This is a genomic window from Streptomyces solicavernae, assembly GCF_029968095.1.
In the GTDB taxonomy this organism is placed as follows: domain Bacteria; phylum Actinomycetota; class Actinomycetes; order Streptomycetales; family Streptomycetaceae; genus Streptomyces; species Streptomyces solicavernae.
On the sequence record NZ_JASCIR010000025.1, the window covers coordinates 45,066 to 64,351 of the forward strand.

General features: G+C 72.9%; 19 protein-coding genes. 9 read left to right on the top strand and 10 right to left on the bottom strand.

Annotated elements, in window-relative coordinates; all coding sequences use genetic code 11:
- Positions 1-105 precede the first annotated feature (105 nt).
- The 5 genes from QIS99_RS24115 to QIS99_RS24135 all read right to left on the bottom strand — a co-directional run bounded on the left by QIS99_RS24115 (position 106) and on the right by QIS99_RS24135 (position 5,986).
- The gene (locus QIS99_RS24115; protein WP_282515718.1) at positions 106-1,251 is read right to left on the bottom strand and encodes a hypothetical protein; all 1,146 of its coding nucleotides are present in this window, start codon (positions 1,249-1,251) and stop codon (positions 106-108) included.
- A complete protein-coding gene (locus tag QIS99_RS24120; protein ID WP_282515719.1) occupies positions 1,248-1,436 on the bottom strand; it encodes a hypothetical protein in 189 nt (62 codons plus the stop codon). The genes QIS99_RS24115 and QIS99_RS24120 overlap by 4 nt, the downstream gene beginning before the upstream one ends.
- On the bottom strand, positions 1,433-3,382 hold the full coding sequence (locus QIS99_RS24125) for a DUF3492 domain-containing protein (protein ID WP_282515720.1): 1,950 nt from the start codon (positions 3,380-3,382) through the stop codon (positions 1,433-1,435). The genes QIS99_RS24120 and QIS99_RS24125 overlap by 4 nt, the downstream gene beginning before the upstream one ends.
- Positions 3,383-3,572: 190 nt before the next feature.
- A complete protein-coding gene (locus QIS99_RS24130; RefSeq protein ID WP_282515721.1) occupies positions 3,573-4,955 on the bottom strand; it encodes a DUF3152 domain-containing protein in 1,383 nt (460 codons plus the stop codon).
- 8 nt (positions 4,956-4,963) lie between these two features.
- Positions 4,964-5,986 carry an alpha/beta fold hydrolase gene (locus QIS99_RS24135; RefSeq protein WP_282515722.1) on the bottom strand — a complete coding sequence of 341 codons (1,023 nt, stop codon included), beginning with the start codon at positions 5,984-5,986 and terminating at the stop codon, positions 4,964-4,966.
- 278 nt (positions 5,987-6,264) lie between these two features.
- On the opposite strand from QIS99_RS24135, the gene QIS99_RS24140 reads away from it, so the two are divergent.
- The 4 genes from QIS99_RS24140 to QIS99_RS24155 all read left to right on the top strand — a co-directional run bounded on the left by QIS99_RS24140 (position 6,265) and on the right by QIS99_RS24155 (position 8,276).
- Complete coding sequence (locus tag QIS99_RS24140) at positions 6,265-6,483, top strand: hypothetical protein (RefSeq protein WP_282515723.1); 219 nt, start codon at positions 6,265-6,267, stop codon at positions 6,481-6,483.
- A 254-nt stretch (positions 6,484-6,737) separates the two neighbouring features.
- On the top strand, positions 6,738-7,385 hold the full coding sequence (locus tag QIS99_RS24145; protein WP_282515724.1) for a TetR/AcrR family transcriptional regulator: 648 nt from the start codon (positions 6,738-6,740) through the stop codon (positions 7,383-7,385).
- A 161-nt stretch (positions 7,386-7,546) separates the two neighbouring features.
- On the top strand, positions 7,547-7,774 hold the full coding sequence (locus QIS99_RS24150) for a DUF3107 domain-containing protein (protein WP_282515725.1): 228 nt from the start codon (positions 7,547-7,549) through the stop codon (positions 7,772-7,774).
- A gap of 229 nt (positions 7,775-8,003) precedes the next feature.
- Positions 8,004-8,276 carry a hypothetical protein gene (locus tag QIS99_RS24155; RefSeq protein ID WP_282515726.1) on the top strand — a complete coding sequence of 91 codons (273 nt, stop codon included), beginning with the start codon at positions 8,004-8,006 and terminating at the stop codon, positions 8,274-8,276.
- A gap of 179 nt (positions 8,277-8,455) precedes the next feature.
- Here the strand turns inward: QIS99_RS24155 and QIS99_RS24160 are convergent, their stop codons facing one another.
- Positions 8,456-9,232: a ferritin-like fold-containing protein gene (locus tag QIS99_RS24160; RefSeq protein WP_282515727.1), complete on the bottom strand. Its 777-nt coding sequence runs from the start codon at positions 9,230-9,232 to the stop codon at positions 8,456-8,458.
- Positions 9,233-9,615: 383 nt separating this feature from the next.
- On the opposite strand from QIS99_RS24160, the gene QIS99_RS24165 reads away from it, so the two are divergent.
- The 3 genes from QIS99_RS24165 (at position 9,616) to QIS99_RS24175 (ending at position 12,956) form a co-directional block, all read left to right on the top strand.
- Positions 9,616-11,571 carry a DEAD/DEAH box helicase gene (locus QIS99_RS24165; RefSeq protein WP_456316502.1) on the top strand — a complete coding sequence of 652 codons (1,956 nt, stop codon included), beginning with the start codon at positions 9,616-9,618 and terminating at the stop codon, positions 11,569-11,571.
- A gap of 111 nt (positions 11,572-11,682) precedes the next feature.
- Entirely contained in the window at positions 11,683-12,537 is an 855-nt protein-coding gene (locus QIS99_RS24170) for an alpha/beta fold hydrolase (RefSeq protein WP_282515729.1), read from the top strand.
- A 266-nt stretch (positions 12,538-12,803) separates the two neighbouring features.
- Positions 12,804-12,956, top strand: a complete 153-nt coding sequence (locus QIS99_RS24175) for a hypothetical protein (RefSeq protein WP_282515730.1) — start codon at positions 12,804-12,806, stop codon at positions 12,954-12,956.
- Positions 12,957-13,062: 106 nt separating this feature from the next.
- Here QIS99_RS24175 and QIS99_RS24180 read toward each other — a convergent pair whose 3' ends face one another.
- From QIS99_RS24180 to QIS99_RS24190, 3 genes are all read right to left on the bottom strand, one after another.
- Positions 13,063-13,668 carry a MarC family protein gene (locus QIS99_RS24180; protein WP_282515731.1) on the bottom strand — a complete coding sequence of 202 codons (606 nt, stop codon included), beginning with the start codon at positions 13,666-13,668 and terminating at the stop codon, positions 13,063-13,065.
- A gap of 127 nt (positions 13,669-13,795) precedes the next feature.
- Positions 13,796-14,677 carry a PHP domain-containing protein gene (locus QIS99_RS24185; RefSeq protein WP_282515732.1) on the bottom strand — a complete coding sequence of 294 codons (882 nt, stop codon included), beginning with the start codon at positions 14,675-14,677 and terminating at the stop codon, positions 13,796-13,798.
- A gap of 212 nt (positions 14,678-14,889) precedes the next feature.
- The gene (locus QIS99_RS24190; RefSeq protein ID WP_282515733.1) at positions 14,890-15,531 is read right to left on the bottom strand and encodes a DUF6758 family protein; all 642 of its coding nucleotides are present in this window, start codon (positions 15,529-15,531) and stop codon (positions 14,890-14,892) included.
- A gap of 179 nt (positions 15,532-15,710) precedes the next feature.
- On the opposite strand from QIS99_RS24190, the gene QIS99_RS24195 reads away from it, so the two are divergent.
- The gene (locus QIS99_RS24195; protein WP_282515734.1) at positions 15,711-16,973 is read left to right on the top strand and encodes an MFS transporter; all 1,263 of its coding nucleotides are present in this window, start codon (positions 15,711-15,713) and stop codon (positions 16,971-16,973) included.
- A gap of 52 nt (positions 16,974-17,025) precedes the next feature.
- Here QIS99_RS24195 and QIS99_RS24200 read toward each other — a convergent pair whose 3' ends face one another.
- On the bottom strand, positions 17,026-17,610 hold the full coding sequence (locus QIS99_RS24200) for a suppressor of fused domain protein (RefSeq protein ID WP_282515735.1): 585 nt from the start codon (positions 17,608-17,610) through the stop codon (positions 17,026-17,028).
- A gap of 554 nt (positions 17,611-18,164) precedes the next feature.
- Between QIS99_RS24200 and QIS99_RS24205 the strand changes: the two genes are divergently transcribed.
- On the top strand, positions 18,165-19,280 hold the full coding sequence (locus QIS99_RS24205) for a magnesium and cobalt transport protein CorA (RefSeq protein WP_282515736.1): 1,116 nt from the start codon (positions 18,165-18,167) through the stop codon (positions 19,278-19,280).
- Positions 19,281-19,286: the final 6 nt, after the last annotated feature.

A 19,286-nucleotide genomic window follows, 5' to 3' on the forward strand; every position in this document is an offset into this window, starting at 1 on the left:
CTCCTTCAGGGTGTTGCACGAGGTGGTGCACACGGTGGGTCCCGCGGGGTCGGTCACGCGGGGTCGGTCACGCGGGAGCACTCGGACAGGTCGGTGGGGCGGCGGTCATCCGGTTTCTCCCGGTACGCCCGCATGCGCGGAGGCGCGGGTCAGCCGTCGGGCCGCGGCGACGAGCAGGACGACGGCCCCGGCCCCGCAGGCGAACACCGGGACGGCCCCGGCGCCCACCGTCTCGACGGGCACGGCGAGCCACCCGCAGCCCGGCAGCCGCGCCCCGAACACGGCGGCGACGGCGAACCCTTCGAGGGCGCACACCCCGCCGAGCACGACCCCCGGCACGACCCGGAAGCCGTACGCGGTGAGCAGCCGGGCGAGCAGCAGCAGTACGGCGAGCAGCGCGGCCCCGAAGGCCGGCTGGGCCTGGCCGCCGAGCCGTCCGGTGAGGACGAGCAGCCCGACGGCGAACGCCGCGTACAGGGCGACGACGGCGAGGAGCAGCGGGCGCGCGCCGGCCGCGAACTCCTCCAGACCCCGGCTCTGCCCGAGCCGCCGCCGCGCCCCCACGGCGAACAGTCGGGCGCACCAGACGGCGGGCGCGTAGGCGAGGGCCAGGCCGAGCAGCGCGCCGGTGTCCGGCGGCCAGGGCGCGTCGGGCCCGCCGGCGAGGGCGGCGCTGAGGAGCCCGTCGCCGAACAGGGCGTACAGGAGCAGAAACACGCTCCACGCGCGCGTGCCCGGCACCGCACCGCCGCGCGCCCGCAGCGGACCGCGGGGCAGGGCGATCCGCAGCGCGACGGCGAGCGCCGGCCCGCCGACGAGTAACGCGGCCAACCGGCCGTGCCCGCTGGTGAGTTCGTACGCGGCGACGGTCGCGCCGCCCACCGCAGGGGGCAGCAGCGCCAGCAGGGTGTGGGCGCGAGGCGGGCGCCGGACGGCCGGGGCGGCGGGCGCCGCGTGTACGGCGGAGGGCCGCTCGTCGCGCGGCACGCGCGCGTACATCTCCTCGGCGAGCGAGAACACGTCCCGGTGCCGGTAGCGCGCGGCGGTCCGGTCGGTGACGCCGTGCGCCTCCAGGCCGGCGGCGATCTCCAGCGGGTCGACGGCGCGTGCGCAGAGCTCGCGGTGCCGGTGGAGCAGCGCCTTGACGGGGTCGACGGGGCCACGCCGGACGGGCTTGCGCCGGGGCGGCGCGGACGCGCCCGCCGCGCCTTCTGGCGCCGCGTCGCCCACGCCCGTGGGGGAGTTGCTCATGCCTGCCCCTCCCCTGGCGCACGGAGGGCGGGGCGCGCGGGGCGCGCGGGCACGGGGCCGGGGCGCGCGGGTTCGGCGCAGGCCTTCGATGCGGCCGCGAGCGCCGCCGCCGAGCGCGCGTCCCAGCTGCCCGGGCTCCCCGGCGTGACCGGCGCGTCGCTCACGCCCTTACGGTGATCGCTCATGCCTCCCCCTCACTGACCGCGGCGGCGGCCACCGCACCGACCGGAGCGGTGCCCTCGGCACCTTCCGGGCCCTTCTCCGCACCGCCCTCCGTGACCTCCTCCGGGCCCGTCTCCGCGCCCGTCTCCGCGCCCGTCTCCGCGCTCGCCCAACTCGGCCCGCCGCGCGCCCCCTTGCGCGCGGCGAGCCACTGGCCGAACCGCGGCCCGGCCGCGCCGTCCGTGCCGGGCGCGGTGGACCAGCGGCCCGCCACGTGCGTCTCCGCGGGGTTGGCGAAGGGCAGCGGATCGCCGTCCTCGTCGACGACGTCCCTGCGTACGGGGCAGTGCGAGACGATCTCCAGATAGAGCGCGTGGAAGGCGGCGATGTTCTGCTCCACGGTGAAGAGTTCGAGCGCCCGCGCGCGGGCGGCCGCGCCCAGGCGCTCACGGCGCTCGGGGTCGCGCAGCAGCGCCACGCACGCGTCGGCGAGCGCCTTGGGGTTGCGCGGCGGGACCACGAGCCCCGTACCGCCGATGACCTCCACGACCGCGCCCGCGTCGGTGGACACGGTGGCCCGCCCGCAGAACATCGCCTCGACCAGACCGACCGGGAAGCCCTCGACCACGCTGGACAGCACGACGACGCTGCCCGCCGCGTACGCGTCCGCGAGCTCGGGCGCCTCCGGGCCGCCCAACTCCTCGAAGGAGACCGGGTTGTCGCCGACCGCGTGCACGCCGTCCGCCTCGTCCGGGAAGAGCTGGGCGGCCAGCGCGCGGCAGTGCGCGAGATACAGGTCGCACTCCTCGCCGTGCGCCGGTGCGCCGACGATCCGCAGCCGCGCATTCGGCTCCTCCTTGCGCACCTCGGCGAAGGCGTGCAACAGCCCGACCAGGTCCTTGGCGGGCTCGATCCGGCCCACCCAGAGAAGGGTGCCGGGGTCCGCCTGGTCCGCCCCGGCCTCGCCGACCTCGGCGAACCGGCCGGCCGCCATGCCCGGGTAGACGGTGCGCAGCTTGGCCCGCTCGGCGCCGCACTTCTCCTGCCAGCGGCGGGCGTGCGTGTTGCCGGGGGTAATGAGCGCGGCCTGCCGGTACACCTCGCCGGCGAGCCGGCCGTGGAAGGCGGCGACCAGCGCACGGGCGGACGCACCGGCCGCGGGCGCGGGAGCATCCGCCCGCGCCCCGGCGCCCGCGAGGTAGTGCGCGCGCAGCTGCACGCCGTACTCGGTGACGAGCAGCGGCACCCCGAAGAAGTGCCGGGCGAGCAGTCCGGGCAGGGCCGCGCAGCCGCCGGAGGCGGCGTGGCAGAGGTCGACGGAGCCGAGGCCGCCCTCCTCGTCCTCGTACCAGTCGAGGGAGAGCGGCCGCAGGGCCTGCTCCACCTGTGCGGCGACGGCGAGGAGATCGGGGACGCGGGCGTCGTGCGCGGCGCGCGTCGCGCCGGGGGCGCGGCAGGCGCGCTCCAGGGCGCGCACGGCGGTCTCGGAGCGCAGCGCGAGGGCGAGTCCGCCCTCGTCGCGGGCGAGTTCGGCGAGCCCGTAGAGGGCGTTGGCGAAACGGTCCGCCACTTCGGCCGAAGCCGAAGCCGATCCGTCGCCCACGGCGCCCACGGCGCCCGTGCTGATCGCGGCGGCCAGCTCGCCGTAGTGCGCGGCGAAGCGGCGCCGCTGCCTGCGGCCGTAGCGCACGCCTCCGCCCGGCGAGTCGTGACCGCCCCGGCCGTGGCCGCCCCGGCCGGAGCCGCCCCGGCCGGAGCCGTCGTCGGCGTTCCAGAGTGGCGCGGTGCGCACCCGGTGGACCTGGGGCGGGAGTTCGGTCCAGCCCTGCTGCTCCTGTTCGGCGCTGCGGGTGAGGGCGAACACCTCGAACGCGTGCTGCCCGAGCCCGCGCACGAGCCGGTCGCACCAGAGCCTGGCCTCACCGGTCACATACGGATAGCCACCCTCCGTGAGCAGTCCGATGCGCACGAGTACACCCCCGATCTTCCTTCTGGGGGGCCGCCGTTGCTCGGTCGGCCCGCAGCGGGACGAACGTACGCGGGGACGACGGCGACACGATGGACAGTCGTCCGCCGCGCCACCAAAAGGGGTGAACGGTCGTAACTTTCGCGCGCGGGTGGCGTTCTGTTGCGCTAGGCTAGCCCGCGGTTACGGAGCGTCAATTCCCGGGGTAGGCCCAGGCGTTGGGACGGCACTTGAAGCCGTTGTACTCAAGGAACTTGGTCTGCTGCTGCATGACCGGCGCGAGCGCCCCGTCCTTGCTGCACATCTCATGGTTGAAGCCGAGCCGGTGGCCCACTTCGTGGTTGATGAGCATCTGCCGGTACGCGTGGATGGCGTCGCCGTACGTCTTCGCGCCCTGCGCCCAGCGGTAGGCGTTGACCATGATGCGCTCGGTGGCGGCGGAGTCGCAGGAGACGGTGTCGACGCTGGTGTCGAGGCCGGACTTGGCGCACCACACGTCGGTCGTGCCGGGGCTGGCGAGCGTGATCACGAAGTCGGTCTCGCCGCTGGACACCCGCTCGAAGGTGCGGGCGCCGCCGTGCGCCCAGCTCCGTTCGTCGTTCAGGGTCTTCTGCACGGCCTGCGCGAACAGCTTCCCGTCGAGGTCGAGCCCCTTCTCGACGTCCACGCGGTACCGGATCTTCTCCCCGGTGCCGGGCGCCTTGTCGAGCCCGCCGATCGCCTCGAACTTGCCGCTCGCCTTCAGTTCGGGGTCCAGCGGGTACTTCTTGCCCATCTTCTGCTCGTACGTCTCCGGCTCCGGCTCGGCGGTCGGCTCGGCCGGTGCCGGACGCTCCGCGTGGGACCGGGACGCGGACTCCGCCTGCTCGCGCACCTCGCCCGCGTCGACGGCCCCGGCGCGCGCGTCTCCGCCCTCACCCAGGGCGACCTGGAAGGCGACGACCGCCGCGAGCACGGTCGTCACGGCGGCCGCGGCGATCCCGGTGACGGTGCGGCCCCGGTGGCCCTTCTCCCGTACGGCGTCGGCCTGTTCGGCGCGCAGCGCCTCGTCCTCGGGGTCCGGGTCGCCGTCGGGGCCGTACGGGTCGTCCGGGTCCGTGGGCCGCCGGGGCGGGGCGCCGGCGGCGAACACATCGTCCGGGTCGTGCTCCGGGCCGTGCGCCGGGCCCTGCGGGTCGAGGCCGTCGAAGGCCGCGACGTACTCGCGCCGCGGCCCGGGCACGCGGGACTGCGCGTGGGCCTGGGAGGGGTCCGATGTCACATACGCCCCGGCGCCCAAGTCGCCCCAGGCGCCGCCCTGTTCACGGTGCTCGGGGTGCGGGCGCGGCCCCTCCGACGGCGCTGGGCGAGCACCTTTGCCGCGCGCAGCGGGGGGCTGGGCCTGAGCTTCCGCCTGAGCCTGGGCTTGCGCCTGGGCCTGAGCCTGGGCTTCCGCCTGGGCCTGCGCCTGAGCTTCCGCCTGAGCCTGTGCGCTGCGCCGACGGCGCCCGGCCCCGGTGCCCGGCGCGGGCTGCGCGACGGGCATGGCCCCCGTGTCGGGCTTCTCGGCGCGACCGCGCCGTGAGTGCCGTCCCACGCGCCCCCTCAGCTTCCCGAAGTCGAGTCGTGTGCGGCGTCGTCCTCCGCACCGTCCGCACCGTCCGCGGCGTCCGTGGCGTCGTACTCCGCGAGCAGTTCGCGGAAGGCCGCGGCCACCGTGTCCGGATACTCCATCATCGCCACGTGGCCCGCGTCCGGCAGGGTCAGCAGCCGGGAGTCCCGGAAGGACCGCGCCGCCTTCTGCGCCATGCGGTACGACACCAGCAGGTCCCGTCCACCGTAGACGAGCAGGGTCGGCGCGAGAACCCGCTCGGCCTGCCGCCACAGGTTGTGCTGCCCGCCGAGCGTGTACGCGTCCACGATGCCACGGGCCGAGCGCGCCATCGCGTCCCAGAAATAAGGGAGTTGGAGCCTGCGCTCCATCTCGTGCACCGCGTTCTCGAAGCCCTCGGCGGTGACCCGCCCGGGGTCGCCGTAGCAGAGCCCGAGCACGCCGCGGGTGCGCTGCTCGGGCGTCCAGTCCCTGGTGAGCCGCGCGAACAGCCGGGCCACACCGGGCACCGCGAGCAGCCCGGTCGGCATCGCCGTGCGCTGCACGCGCAGCTCGGGCAGGGCGGGCGAGATCAGCGTAAGCGTCCGCACCAGATCCGGCCGTACGGCCGCTACGCGGGTGGCGACGGCCCCGCCCATGGAGTTGCCGAAGAGGTGCACGGGCCCGCGCTCGGAGGCGTCGAGCAGGCGGATGACCGCGCGCGCGTGCCCGGTCACCGAGTAGTCGCCGTCGTCGGGCGGCGGGGAGTCGCCGAAGCCCGGCAGGTCGACCGCCTCGCCGTCCACCACGTCCGCGAGCAGCGGCATCAGGTCCGACCAGTTCTGGGACGACCCGCCGAGCCCGTGGACGTACAGCGCGGGCGGCAGGCCCTCCGCGACCTCCGGGCGGGTCCGGACGGACAGCGTGAGCCCCGGCAGGGTCACCGAACTCAGCCGCTCCCCCTCGGCGACGCGGACGGGCAGCGTCACGGGGGTCACCGCGGTGGCGAGGGCTCCCGGCAGCTCGGTCGACGACATGAGGGCAATGTTACGAGACGATCACGCGTGGGATCACGTGTTCGCCGTCACACCCCGGCCGGCGCTCACCGCGCACCCGCGCGTACGACCACCCGCGCGGCCACGCCGCACCCGTCTGCACCCGTCCGCACCCTTCCGCACCCGTCCGCACCCGTCCGTACTCGTCCATACCCACTGGCTGGACCGCATAGCGCCAGGAAAGGGACTCTCCTAGGCTCATAGAGAGAGCGGGCCGCCCCCTCGTGTGGAGGGCGCCCGCACCGGAAAGGGGAGCCAGCATGACTGTCGACCCGAGCGACCCCGAGACCTTTGATCCGGAAGAGTCCGTGGCCGTCCTCGACGAGGAGACGCCGGAAGCCGACGCCGCCGAGCAGCACACCGAGCTCCGCCAGGAGCACGACGAGCCGCTCCCCCACTACGACCCCGCCACCGCGAACCCGGCGGACGCCGCGGAACAGGCCCGCGTCGTCGGCCTGGACGAGGACGACTACCGCTGACCTGCGCCGACCGCGCCCTCACCGGCCCGCGCACCGGCCCCGCCACGCGGGCAGACCGACCCTGCCCACCGGGTCCGGGATAGGCGCCTTTATCGCCCTAAGAGGAATCTTGTTCCCTGTCCGCTCCGTGAAATTCTCGGTCCGCACGGCGCACACGACGGTTACCGAAAAGTACGATGGCGGCGCGGCAGCACACCGCACACGTAACGGCTCTCGGATGCGTCAGGGCCGTGCTCAATGACATGGGAGGCGGCGTGACAGCCATCGAGCAGACAGATGCGGCGCGCCCGCGGGGCACGCGCCTGCCGCGCCGGGCCCGCCGCAACCAACTTCTCGGCGCGGCCCAGGAGGTCTTCGTCGCGCAGGGGTACCACGCGGCGGCGATGGACGACATCGCGGAACGGGCCGGCGTCAGCAAGCCCGTCCTCTACCAGCACTTCCCGGGCAAGCTCGACCTCTACCTCGCACTGCTCGACCAGCACTGCGACGCCCTGCTGCAGTCCATCCGCACGGCCCTGGCGTCCACCACGGACAACAAGCTCCGGGTCGCCGCGACGATGGACGCGTACTTCAGCTACGTCCAGGACGAGGGCGGCGCCTTCCGGCTGGTCTTCGAATCCGACCTGACGAACGAGCCCGCGGTCCGCGAGCGCGTCGAGAAGGTCACCCTGGAGTGCGCGGAGGCGTTCGGCGAGGTGATCGCCGAGGACACCGGGCTGCCCAAGGACGAGGCGATGCTGCTCGGCGTCGGCCTCGGCGGCCTCTCCCAGGTGGTCGCGCGCTACTGGCTCTCCAGCGACAGCAAGGTCGACCGCGACAAGGCGGTCGAGCTGCTCACCTCGCTCGCCTGGCGCGGCATCGCGGGCTTCCCGATGCACGGCGCGGAGCAGGCGCAGCACTGACCGCCCGGCGGGCCCCGGCGGGCGGCCGTGTTCGCTGCCGGAGCGGCCGTGTTCGCTGCCAGCGTGCAGCTGCACGGCTTGCCGGTCCCCTCACCGGGCTAATGTGTGCGGAGTACGGCGCGGACGGCCGCGCACACACTGACCGTCGGAGGGACAAAGCCGTGGAGGTCAAGATCGGCGTGCAGTACGCGCCCCGCGAGATCGTTCTGGAGAGCGCCCAGACCGCCGAGGAAGTCGAGAAGGCGGTGGCCGAGGCGCTGAGCGGCAAGACCGAGCTGCTCACTCTCGTGGACGACCACGGCCGCAAGGTCCTGGTTCCGGCCGGCAAGCTCGCGTACGTCGAGCTCGGCGAGCCGACCGCGCGCAAGGTGGGCTTCAGCGCTCTCTGAGCACGCGGGCGAGCACAGCAGGAAGTGAAGGGCGCGGCCCGGTGGGACACCCCCATCGGGCCGCGCCCTTTGCCGTCCCCGGCTTGCTGTTCCCGGCTTGCTGTCCCCGGCTCGCTGTCCCCGGCTCGCTGTCCCCGGCTCGCTGTCCCCGGCGGCGGAGGATTGCATTCCGGCCGCCTCGGGTAGTACGGGCTACGACCGATGGCACCCGGCCCGCGTGGGAGGACACATGATCTGGGAGACGCTCGGCTCCGTACTGCTCGGTCTGGCCCTCGCCTGGGCCGCCGACCACCGGCTCGCCCACCGGCTCCCGGCCCGGAACCTCGTCTTCGCCACGGGCGTCGCGAGCGCCCTGCTCGGCGCCTTCATCACGCATTCGGCGCTCGGGGCCGGCCATGTGCCGGCGGTGCTGTTCGGCGCGGCGACCCTGGCGACGGCCTTGCTGTCGCTGCTCCTGCGCCCCCAGCCGAGGCGTGCGGCCCGGCCGACCTCGGCGGCGTAGCGACTTCTCCCTCCGGGGGCCGCGCCCTGAAAGGGGCGCGGGGAACCGCGCGACCAGCCACGACGGCGCCGCACCCGAATCTCGGCGGGCAGAGGGACGGGGGTGCGGGGGCGGAGCGCCCGAGACGGCGCCCGAGACGGTGCCCGAGTCGACGGCGCCGGACACCCCCGTAAGAACACCTACGCCGCCAGGCCCAGCGCCGCCATCCGCTTCGTGTGCGCCTCCGTGATCCGGGAGAACATCCGGCCCACCTCCGCGAGGTCGAACCCGTCGGCCACGCCTCCGACCAGCATCGTCGACAGCGCGTCCCGGTCCGCGACCACGCGCTGGGACTGCGACAGGGCCTCGCCCATCAGCCGCCGCGCCCACAGCGCGAGCCGCCCGCCCACACGCGGGTCGGCCTCGATCGCCGCGCGCACCTTCTCCACCGCGAAGCTCGCGTGCCCGGTGTCGTCGAGGACGGCGAGGACCAGGCTGCGGGTGTCGGAGTCGAGGCGGGCCGCGACCTCACGGTAGAAGTCGCTCGCGATCGAGTCGCCCACGTACGCCTTGACCAGACCCTCCAGCCAGTCCGACGGCGCCGTCTGGCGGTGGAAGCCGTCGAGGGCGGCGACGAACGGCTCCATGGCCTCGGCCGGATCGGCGCCGATCTCCGCGAGCCGGCCCCGCAACTGCTCGAAGTGGTGGAACTCGGCCGACGCCATCTTCGCCAGCTCGGCCTTGTCGGACAGCGTCGGCGCGAGCTTCGCGTCCTCCGCCAGCCGCTCGAACGCCGCGAGTTCGCCGTACGCGAGGGCGCCGAGCAGGTCGACGACGGCGGCGCGGTAGGTCGGCTCGGCGGCGGCCGTGGGCCAGTCCTGGGCTGCGATGCCGGTGCGGGTCTCGGCGGCTTCGGCGGCTTCGGCGGCGGAGTCCGCTGCGGCGGCAGCGTCCTTGGCGTTGTCAGGCGTCTCCATGGGGCGCACAATAGCCCGCCGACCCGAACAGGGAAGCCCCTGGTCAATCCGTGCGGGGGCCTTTGTGTGAGCAATTCGGCCGACACGCCTGCGCGAATCCGGGGTACAGTGATATTGCGCCCGCCGAGTATGCAGTGCAAATCGGCGGGACATCCGTATGAGGATGCCCGGTCGGTGGCCCGATCGGCTCCGACCCGACAGCCCTCCGGGCCGTGCGCATGCAGTGCGTACGCAGGAGGGGCCCTCAGCGGCGTGATGCTTGAGCGACGGCAGTGGTCCCGTATGCCACCCGGCCTCGCGATTCGGCGGCCGGATGCACACCCCGGCTCGGTCACGACCCCCAGCGTTCGCCTCGCGCCGCGTCTCACAGAAGAGGCAGCACCCTGACTACGTTCCGAGAGCTCGGGATCCTTCCCGAGACCGCCGAAGCCCTTGAGGCCGTCGGCATCACGTCCCCCTTCCCCATCCAGGAGCAGACGCTCCCCGTAGCGCTCTCCGGCTCCGACGTCATCGGCCAGGCCAAGACCGGCACCGGCAAGACGCTCGGCTTCGGTCTCCCGCTCCTGGAGCGCGTCACCGTCCCCGTCGACGTCGAGGCCGGCCGCGCCGAACCCGAGAAGCTCACCGACGCCCCGCAGGCCCTGGTCGTCGTCCCCACCCGTGAGCTGTGCCAGCAGGTCACCAACGACCTGCAGACCGCAGGCAAGGTGCGCAACGTCCGCGTCCTCGCCATATACGGCGGCCGTGCCTACGAACCGCAGGTCGAGGCCCTGAAGAAGGGCGTCGACGTCGTCGTCGGCACCCCCGGCCGCCTCCTCGACCTCGCAGGCCAGAAGAAGCTGAACCTCAAGCACGTGCGCGCGCTCGTCCTCGACGAGGCCGACGAGATGCTCGACCTGGGCTTCCTGCCCGACGTCGAGAAGATCATCAACATGCTGCCGGTGAAGCGCCAGACCATGCTCTTCTCCGCGACGATGCCGGGCGCGGTCATCGGCCTGGCCCGTCGCTACATGTCGCAGCCCACGCACATCCGGGCCACGTCCCCGGACGACGAGGGCGCGACCGTGGCGAACATCACGCAGCGCGTGTACCGCGCGCACTCCATGGACAAGCCGGAGATGGTCGCCCGCATCCTGCAGGCCGACGGCCGCGGGCTCGCGATGATCTTCTGCCGTACGAAGCGCACCGCCGCCGACATCGCCGAGCAGCTGGAGCGCCGCGGCTTCGCCTCCGGCGCGGTCCACGGCGACCTCGGCCAGGGCGCCCGCGAGCAGGCGCTGCGCGCGTTCCGCAACGGCAAGGTGGACGTGCTGGTCTGCACCGACGTCGCGGCGCGCGGCATCGACGTCGAGGGTGTGACGCACGTCATCAACTACCAGTCGCCGGAAGACGAAAAGACGTATCTGCACCGCATCGGCCGCACCGGCCGCGCGGGCGCCTCGGGTACGGCGATCACGCTGGTCGACTGGGACGACATCCCGCGCTGGCAGCTCATCAACAAGGCCCTCGACCTGGGCTTCAACGACCCGGTCGAGACGTACTCGACGTCCCCGCACCTGTACGAGGAGCTGGGCATCCCCGAAGGCACCAAGGGTGTGCTTCCGCGTGCCGAGCGCACGCGCGCCGGGCTCCGTGCCGAGGAGATCGAGGACCTGGGCGAGACCGGTGGCCGCGGTGGCCGCGGCGGTCGTGGCGGTGGCCGCCGCGAGGCGGAGGAGGAGCGCCCCAAGCGCACCCGTACGCCGCGTCAGCGCCGCCGCACGCGCGGCGGTGCGCCGGTGGACGCCGAGGCAGCCACCGAGGCTCCCGCGGCGGAGGCCACGGCCACGGCCACAGACGCGGACACGCTCACGGAGGACAAGCCGCGCACCCCGCGCCGCCGTCGCCGCACCCGCGCGGGCGCCACCGCGGAGGCCACCGCCCCCGCGGAGGCCGCCGTGGACACGGCCGAGGGCACGGAAACGCCCGAGCCCAAGCCCCGCCGCCGTACGCGCAAGGCCACCGCCCCCGCGGAGGCCGCCGTGGACACGGCCGAAGGCACGGAAACGCCCGAGCCCAAGCCCCGCCGCCGCACCCGCAAGGCCACCGAAGCCCCCGCGGCCGAGGCCGAGGCCGAGGCCGCCGAGGTCAAGCCGCGTCGCCGCACCCGGAAGACGGCCGAAGCCGCCGTCGCTCCGGAGGCGGTGTCGGAGCCGGCCGACCCGGAGGCCAAGCCCCGCCGCCGTACGCGCAAGGCCGCCGAAGCGCCGGTCGCCGCGGAGGCCGCCGAAGCCGAGGCCAAGCCGCGCCGCCGCCGCACCCGGGCGGCGAAGCCCACGGCCGAGTCCACCGAGGACTGACCGCCCGACAGCACACCGACCGGCCCGGTTCCCCTCGCGGGAGCCGGGCCGGTGTGTGTGCGCGCATACCGGGCCAGGGCCCCCGGCCCGCCCAGCGGCTAGCCTCGTCGCATGAGCAGGCCTCCTACGTTCACACCGCCGCCCGGCACCAGGGCGTACCAGCTGGCCACCGCGCGCGGCGAGTTCGCCGTGCACGACCTCGCACCGCAAGGCGCGGCGCCCAAGGGCACGGTCGTGCTGCTGCCCGGGTTCACCGGCAGCAAGGAGGACTTCGTCGCGCTGCTCGCCCCGATCGCCACCGCGGGCTACCGCGCGGTCGCGGTCGACGGCCGCGGACAGTACGAGTCGGACGGCCCCTTGGACGACCCGTCCCCTTACGCCCAGGGCGAGTTGGCGCGTGACGTACTGGCGCAGGTGGAGGCGCTTGGCGGGCCGGTGCATCTGCTCGGGCACTCGCTCGGCGGACAGATCGCGCGGGCCGCCGTGCTCCTGGACCCGGCGCCGTTCGCGTCGCTGACGCTGATGGCCTCGGGGCCCGCGCAGATCTCCCCGTCCCAGCAGGAGCGCGTGAAGCTGCTGCAGGACGGGCTCGCTGTGCTGGACATGGCGCAGGTGTGGGAGGCCATGCAGTCGCTGGAACCGCCGGAGGAGGCCGACCCGGGCGACGGCGACGGCGCCCTGCGGGCGCGCTGGCTTCGCCACAGCCCGGCCCAACTCGCGGCCACGGGGCAGCAGTTGAGGGCCGAGCCGGACCGGGTGGACGAGCTGGCGGCGCTGCGGCTGCCGGTGCATGTGCTGTCGGGCGACCACGACGACACCTGGCCGGTGCCGCTGCTCGACGCGATGGCCGAGCGGCTTTCGGCGCGCCGCACGATCGTCGAGGGCGCGGACCATTCCCCCAACACGGACCGCCCGGCGGGGACGGCCTCGGCACTGATCACCTTCTGGGACGAGCAGGCCGCCTGAGCGGACCGGCGGACGGTCACGCAGCGCGTACGAACGGTCGCTCCACCTGCGAATACTTAGCTCGTCGAAAATTTTCTTTAGCGTAGGGAATGTTTGCACGGGGCAAGTCGTTGGACCCTGTGGAAGCGCGGTGAGGACGCCGTGTGACCAGTTCTCGACGGCCGGGCAACCGCCCGGCCGCACAGCGGGACGAGCGCCGCCAACGGTGACCGTCTCGCACAAGTAGTTCTCCTGCAGGAGGATGACCAGACGAAGGGAGAAGCCCTATGCGCTTCGAAATCATGCGCCTTGACGACGTCGACGGCACCGCCGTGGACAGCACCGTCGTGGACGCCGCCTCCGTCAACCGGATCGTGCAGCAGGCCGCCTCGATCGGCCAGCGCATCCTGATCCGCCCGGCCGAATCCGCGGCTTCGTAACGCCGCAGCAACTGCGGCTCCGTAGCGCCGCACAGCTTCGAAGGCCCCCGCGCGAGCTTCGCGCGGGGGCCTTCGCGTGTACGAGAGGGGGAGGTCTTCGCGTGTCTCAGGCGCCCTGGACGACCTGCCGGACCCCGTTGATGATCTGCTGCACGGCGATCGCCGAGAGCATCATGCCCGCGAGCCGCGTCACCAGGACCACACCGCCGTCCTTGATCACGCGGATGATCACCAGCGAGTACCGCATGACCAGCCACAGCACCACATGCATGGCGACGATCGCGCTCCACACCGACAGCTGCCCGCCGACCCCGTCCGCGTCCTGCACCGCGAGGATCACCGCGACGATCGCACCGGGCCCGGCGAGCAGCGGCATCCCGAGCGGTACGAGGGCGACATTGACGTCCTTGGTCTGCTTCGGCTCGTCCGTCTTGCCGGTGAGCAGGTCCAGGGCGACCAGGAGGAGCAGCAGACCGCCCGCGATCATCAGCGCGGGCACGGAGACATGCAGGTAGTCCAGGATCTGGTGGCCGACCACACCGAAGAGCGCGATCACGCCGAAGGCCACGCACACGGCCTGGAAGGCCATCCTCCGCTGCATCTTGGCGGGGCGGCCCGCGGTGAGCCCGAGGAAGATCGGGGTGATCCCGGGCGGGTCCATGATGACAAAAAGGGTGAGAAAAAGGGATCCAAAGACGGCAACGTCGAACACAGTGAGCCTTGCAGAGAAGTGAGCGTGAAAATGAACGGGAAGAGTGAACGTGAAAGGCGAACGTGAAAGGTGAACGTGAAAGAGGTTCAGGGCCCGCGGCCCCGAACCGGCCACGGCGGTACGGGAGTTAGGAGCGCGCCCCGCGCGCCCCGCGCGCTCCCCCGGCGCCCGGCACCGGGAACGCCCCGGTCGCCCGGCGGGTGATCTCGCCGTAGATCTCGGGGTCCGTAGTGAACTCGCCGAGTACGCAGGTCTTGCGGCTGCCGTGGTAGTCGCTGGAGCCGGTGGCGAGCAGACCGAGGTCGGCGGCGAGGCCGTGCAGCCTGGTGCGGGTGGCCGGGTCGTGGTCCATGTGGTCGGCCTCGATGCCGTCCAGACCGGCCGCGGCGAGCTCCGCGACGGCGGACTCGGGCACGCACTCACCGCGCTTGACCGCCAGCGGGTGCGCGAAGACGGTGACCCCGCCCGCGGCCTTGACCAGCCGGATCGCCTCGAAGGGGTCCAGCTCGTGCTTCTCCACGTACGCACGGCCGTCGTTGGCGATCCACTCGGGCGTGAACGCGTCGGAGACCGTACCCACCACACCCAGCTCGACCAGAGCCTCGGCGATGTGCGGCCGCCCGACCGAGCCGTCCCCGGCGATCCGCGCGACCTGCTCCCAGGTGACCGGGACGCCCAGCTCCTGGAGCTTGCCGACCATGCCGCGGGCGCGCGGCACCCGGTCGTCCCGGACCAGCTCGCGCTCGCGAAGGAGCTCCGGCTCCTCGGGGTCGAAGAGGTACGCGAGCATGTGCAGCGGGGTGCCGTCGAGGCGGCAGGACAGCTCGGCGCCGGTGATCAGCGTCAGGCCCTCGGGGAGGGCGGCGGTGGCTGCGGCGTGGCCGCGGGTGGTGTCGTGGTCGGTCAGCGCGACCACGTCGAGCCCGGCGGCGGCCGCGCCCAGGACCAGCTCGGCCGGGGTGTCCGTGCCGTCGGACGCGGTGGAGTGGGTGTGCAGGTCGATGCGCACGACGCGTACTCCAGGCTCTGACGGGACTCACGGATTCACGGGACCCACGGGACCCACGGGACTCACTGACGGGACCCACGGGACTCACGGGACCCACTGACGAGACTCACGGGACTCAAGGGGGACGCTCCAGGATAACGGGCCCCGGGCGGACCCTCGCCCGCCGGTTCAGCGCGCGATCAGCCGCGGTTCAGCGCGCGATCAGCCGCGGCTCAGCGCGCGATCAGCCGCGGCGACAGCGCCCCGCACGGCAGCAGCTCCACCCCGGCGCCCGCCTCCCGCAGGTCGGTCAGGACCAGCTCGTCGTACATCAGCAGGCCGGACTGCTCGGGCCAGACCACGGCCCACAGCCACAGCCCGAAGGCCTCGCCGGCGAAGACGGCGCGGTCGTCCGGGGTGCCGGAGACGTGCCACAGCGGGGTGGGCCGGCCGGCCGCGAGCACCTTGGCCTGCGGGGGTTTCTCGACGCTCAGGTACGGGCCGGGGTCGGGGCCGTCGATGCCCGCGTACCGCGCGCCGAGGCCGACGCCCAGCTCCTCCGCGACCAGCACCAGCTCGCCGACGCCGCCGAGCGGTCCAGGCCCGGAGCAGGCGACGGCGGTGGCGCGGCCGCCGCTGCGGTCGTCCCCCGCGCACGCGACCCCGGTGAAGAGCCAGCCGATGGGCAGCGGCCACGGCATCCAGACGGGCACCTGGGTGCGGTGCAGCACGACGCCGAGCGCCTCGACGCTCGGCGGGACCACGGGCTGCAGCGGATGCACGGCGCCGTGCGCGTCGCACTGCCACGTATCGGCGAAGAGACCGGGAGCCCTGACCCGGCCACCGCACTTCGGGCAACTGGGTTCGCCCCTCATAGCGTTCAACGGTCCTCCGCAGCCGTCGCCGCGTCAAGGAGCGATCACCCGTCGGAGTGCGGAGAGAGGTCGGGGCGGGCCGAAAATTTAGATGTAGCTTGCATTAATTAGCTTGTCTAACTTACTATATGTAGACATCAACCACTCAGACACACAGCGAAAGCAGTGAGGGAGAGGGCATGCGAAGCAGCAACAGCGGCCCGAACGGCCCGACAGGGAACGATCCGCTGAACGAGGGCTCGGTCAGCATCCTGCGCCAGCCCGGCGCGGTCTGGGCCACCGCCGGCGCCTCCGTCGTCGCCTTCATGGGCATCGGCCTGGTCGACCCGATCCTGCCGTCGATCGCCAAGGGCCTGCAGGCCACACCGAGCCAGGTCTCGCTCCTGTTCACCTCGTACTTCCTGATCACCGCGGTCGCGATGCTCGTGACGGGGTTCGTGTCCAGCCGGATCGGCGGCAAGAAGACCCTGCTCGCCGGGCTCGCGGTCGTGGTGGTCTTCGCCGCCCTGTCCGGTACGTCGGACTCGGTCGGCGAGCTCGTCGGGTTCCGGGCGGGCTGGGGGCTCGGCAACGCGCTCTTCGTGTCGACCTCGCTCGCCGTGATCGTCGGCGCGGCGGCCGGCGGCAGCGCCGCGGCGATCCTGCTGTACGAGTCGGCGCTCGGCCTCGGCATGGCCTGCGGCCCGCTGGTCGGCGCGGTGCTCGGCGACGCCAGCTGGCGCTACCCGTTCTTCGGCACCGCCGCCCTGATGGCCGTCGGCTTCATCGCGATCACCGCGTTCCTCAAGGAGCAGCCGAAGCCCGCGCGCAAGACCTCGCTCCTCGACCCGCTCAAGGCGCTCGGCCACGGCGGTCTCGCCTCGGCCGCGGCCTCGGCGTTCTTCTACAACTACGCGTTCTTCACGGTGCTGGCGTTCACGCCGTTCGTCCTGAACATGTCGCCGTACCGCTCGGGCGCCGTCTTCTTCGCCTGGGGCGTGCTGCTCGCGGTGTTCTCGGTCCTGGTCGCGCCGCGGCTGCAGAAGCGGTTCGGCTCGCTGAAGGTGCTCGGCGGTTCGCTGCTGCTGCTCGCCGTCGACCTGATCGTCCTCGGGTACGGCAGCCACACGGCGGCCGTCGTCGGGACGATCGTCTCGGGTGCGTTCATCGGCCTCAACAACACCGTCTACACGGAGCTCGCGCTGGGCGTCTCGGACGCTCCGCGCCCGGTGGCCAGCGCCGGCTACAACTTCGTGCGCTGGTTCGCCGCGGCGGCCGCGCCGTTCCTCGCGCCGAAGATCGAGGAGTGGACGAACATCCACATCCCGTTCGTGGTCGCGGCCGTGGCGGCCGTCGTGGGTGCCGGGATCGTCTGGGTACGGCGGGCCTCGCTGCGGCACGAGGCGGCCGAGCTGGAACCCCAGCACCGTACGGAGGACGGGGTCACCGTCTTCGCCAACTAGCCGCCTACGCCAACTAGCCGACTTCACCAACCGACCTTCCCCGTACGGGAATTCAGTCCAGGGACACGGACCTGCGCAGCGGATCGCGCAGGTCCGTTCCGTGTGTGAGCCACTTCTCCTGCAGGGCCGCCGCGCCGTGCACGCGCTTCCACGCCGCCTCGTTGGGCGTCATCGGAAGCAGCGGCAGGAAGCGGACCGGCTCCATCGGCTCGTCCAGGTCCAGGTCCTCCACCAGGCCGCCCGGCTCGGCGACCAGGACCGAGGTGAACTGGGCGCCGGGCCACAGCGGTTCGCCCACGTCGAGCGAGGCGCCCGGGGCCACGATCAGGCCCTCGACCTGCGGCGAGGCGGCCAGTACGGCGAGCGGCCGGAGCGCCTTGTCGGTGTCGGCGACGCCCGCGCGCACCGAGAGGACCAGCTCGGCGCGCGGCCCGCGGGTCTGGTCCGCGACGACCGCCGTCGGGTCGGCCATCGGCGCGGCGGACATGCCGAGCGTGGCGTATCTCACGATGTCGCCGTCGACGAAGCGCAGCACCTCGATGCGGTCCGTGCCGAGGAACGTCACGGCCGCGCGGGCGTCCGGGTCGCCCAGGGCGCTGCGCAGCCGGGCTTCGACGAGAGCGAGAACATCAGCCATGCCGTGAGCATAGAACTCATAGAGAAACAGAACTCATGGAGAACCGGCAAAGCCGCGGCTTGACACTCCAGTCGGCTGATAGTCTTGGGCGCTGGCCAGGGCAGCACGAGGACCGCCCGCTCAAGAGGCGTTCCGGGGCCCGGCGTTGGGACATCCCCCACGGGGGACCGGCCGGAGGAGGTGGGGCTGACATGGATCGAAGTCGACCGTGCAGTACCACCCGCTCTTCCGCCAGGTAGCAGCGCCCAGCGACCGAGGCTTCCGTACCCGTGCACACGCCGGGTAAACCGCGAATTCACGGCAACCTCATCTCGCGCTCGGCGGACGCTTCCCGGAAGGGCATTTCGCCCCCGCTCGATCTGAGTCCTTGATCTGATCCCTGGATCCGAGCCCCGGACCGAGCTTGATCCGAGCTTGACCTGTGTCAGAGCGAAGGCCGCCACCGCGTCGGACCGGTGCCGCCCGCTTTGCGGACGTGACCTTTGAGCCGTACGTCCCCATTCCGGGCAGTTCCACCCCGCGCGCGCGTCGGCCGCGCCGCGAAGGAGCCTGCCATGTCGATGATCCGTGACCTCCGTGCCGCCGTCCGCCCCCAGCTCCGCAAGGACGCCGCGCCCGGCAGCCCGTACGAGACCACCCGGGACTCGACCGCCGCGAGCGCGGTCGTGGACTGCGCCGTCTACCGGGACGGGCGGAGAGTCCCCAGCGAGAAGCCGCTCACGCCGCGTGAGGCGAAGCTCGACGTCCGCCGCGACGGGGGCTTCGCATGGATCGGGCTGCACGAGCCGACCGAGGAGGAATTCGCCGGTATCGCCCGGGCGTTCGGCCTCCACCCGCTGGCCGTCGAGGACGCCGTCCACGCCCACCAGCGCCCCAAGCTGGAGCGGTACGACGACACGCTGTTCACCGTCTTCAAGACCATCCACTACGTCGAGCACGCCGAGCTCACCGCGACCAGCGAGGTCGTCGAGACCGGTGAGGTGATGTGCTTCACCGGGCGGGACTTCTTCATCACCGTGCGGCACGGCGGCCAGGGCTCGCTGCGGGCGCTCCGGCACCGGCTGCAGGACGCCCCGGAGCTGCTTGCCAAGGGCCCGTCGGCGGTCCTGCACGCCATCGCGGACCACGTCGTCGACGGGTACATCGCGGTCGCGGACGCCGTGCAGGACGACATCGACGAGGTCGAGATCGACGTCTTCTCGCAGCCCGGCAAGGGCAGCCCGCGCGGCACGGACGCCGGCCGGATCTACCAACTCAAGCGCGAGGTGCTGGAGTTCAAGCGCGCCGTCTCCCCGCTCCTGCGCCCCCTGCAGCTGCTGAGCGAGCGGCCCATGCGCCTGGTCGACCCCGACATCCAGAAGTACTTCCGCGATGTCGCCGACCACCTCGCGCGCGTGCAGGAGCAGGTCATCGGCTTCGACGAGCTGCTCAACTCGATCCTGCAGGCCAACCTCGCGCAGGCGACCGTCGCGCAGAACGAGGACATGCGCAAGATCACGTCGTGGGCGGCCATCATCGCCGTACCCACGATGATCTGCGGGGTGTACGGCATGAACTTCGAGCACATGCCGGAGACGAAGTGGGAGTACGGCTACCCGACGGTGATGGTCGCCATCGGCGTGGTCTGCTTCGCGATCCACCGCACCCTCAAGCGCAACGGCTGGCTGTAGCTAAGC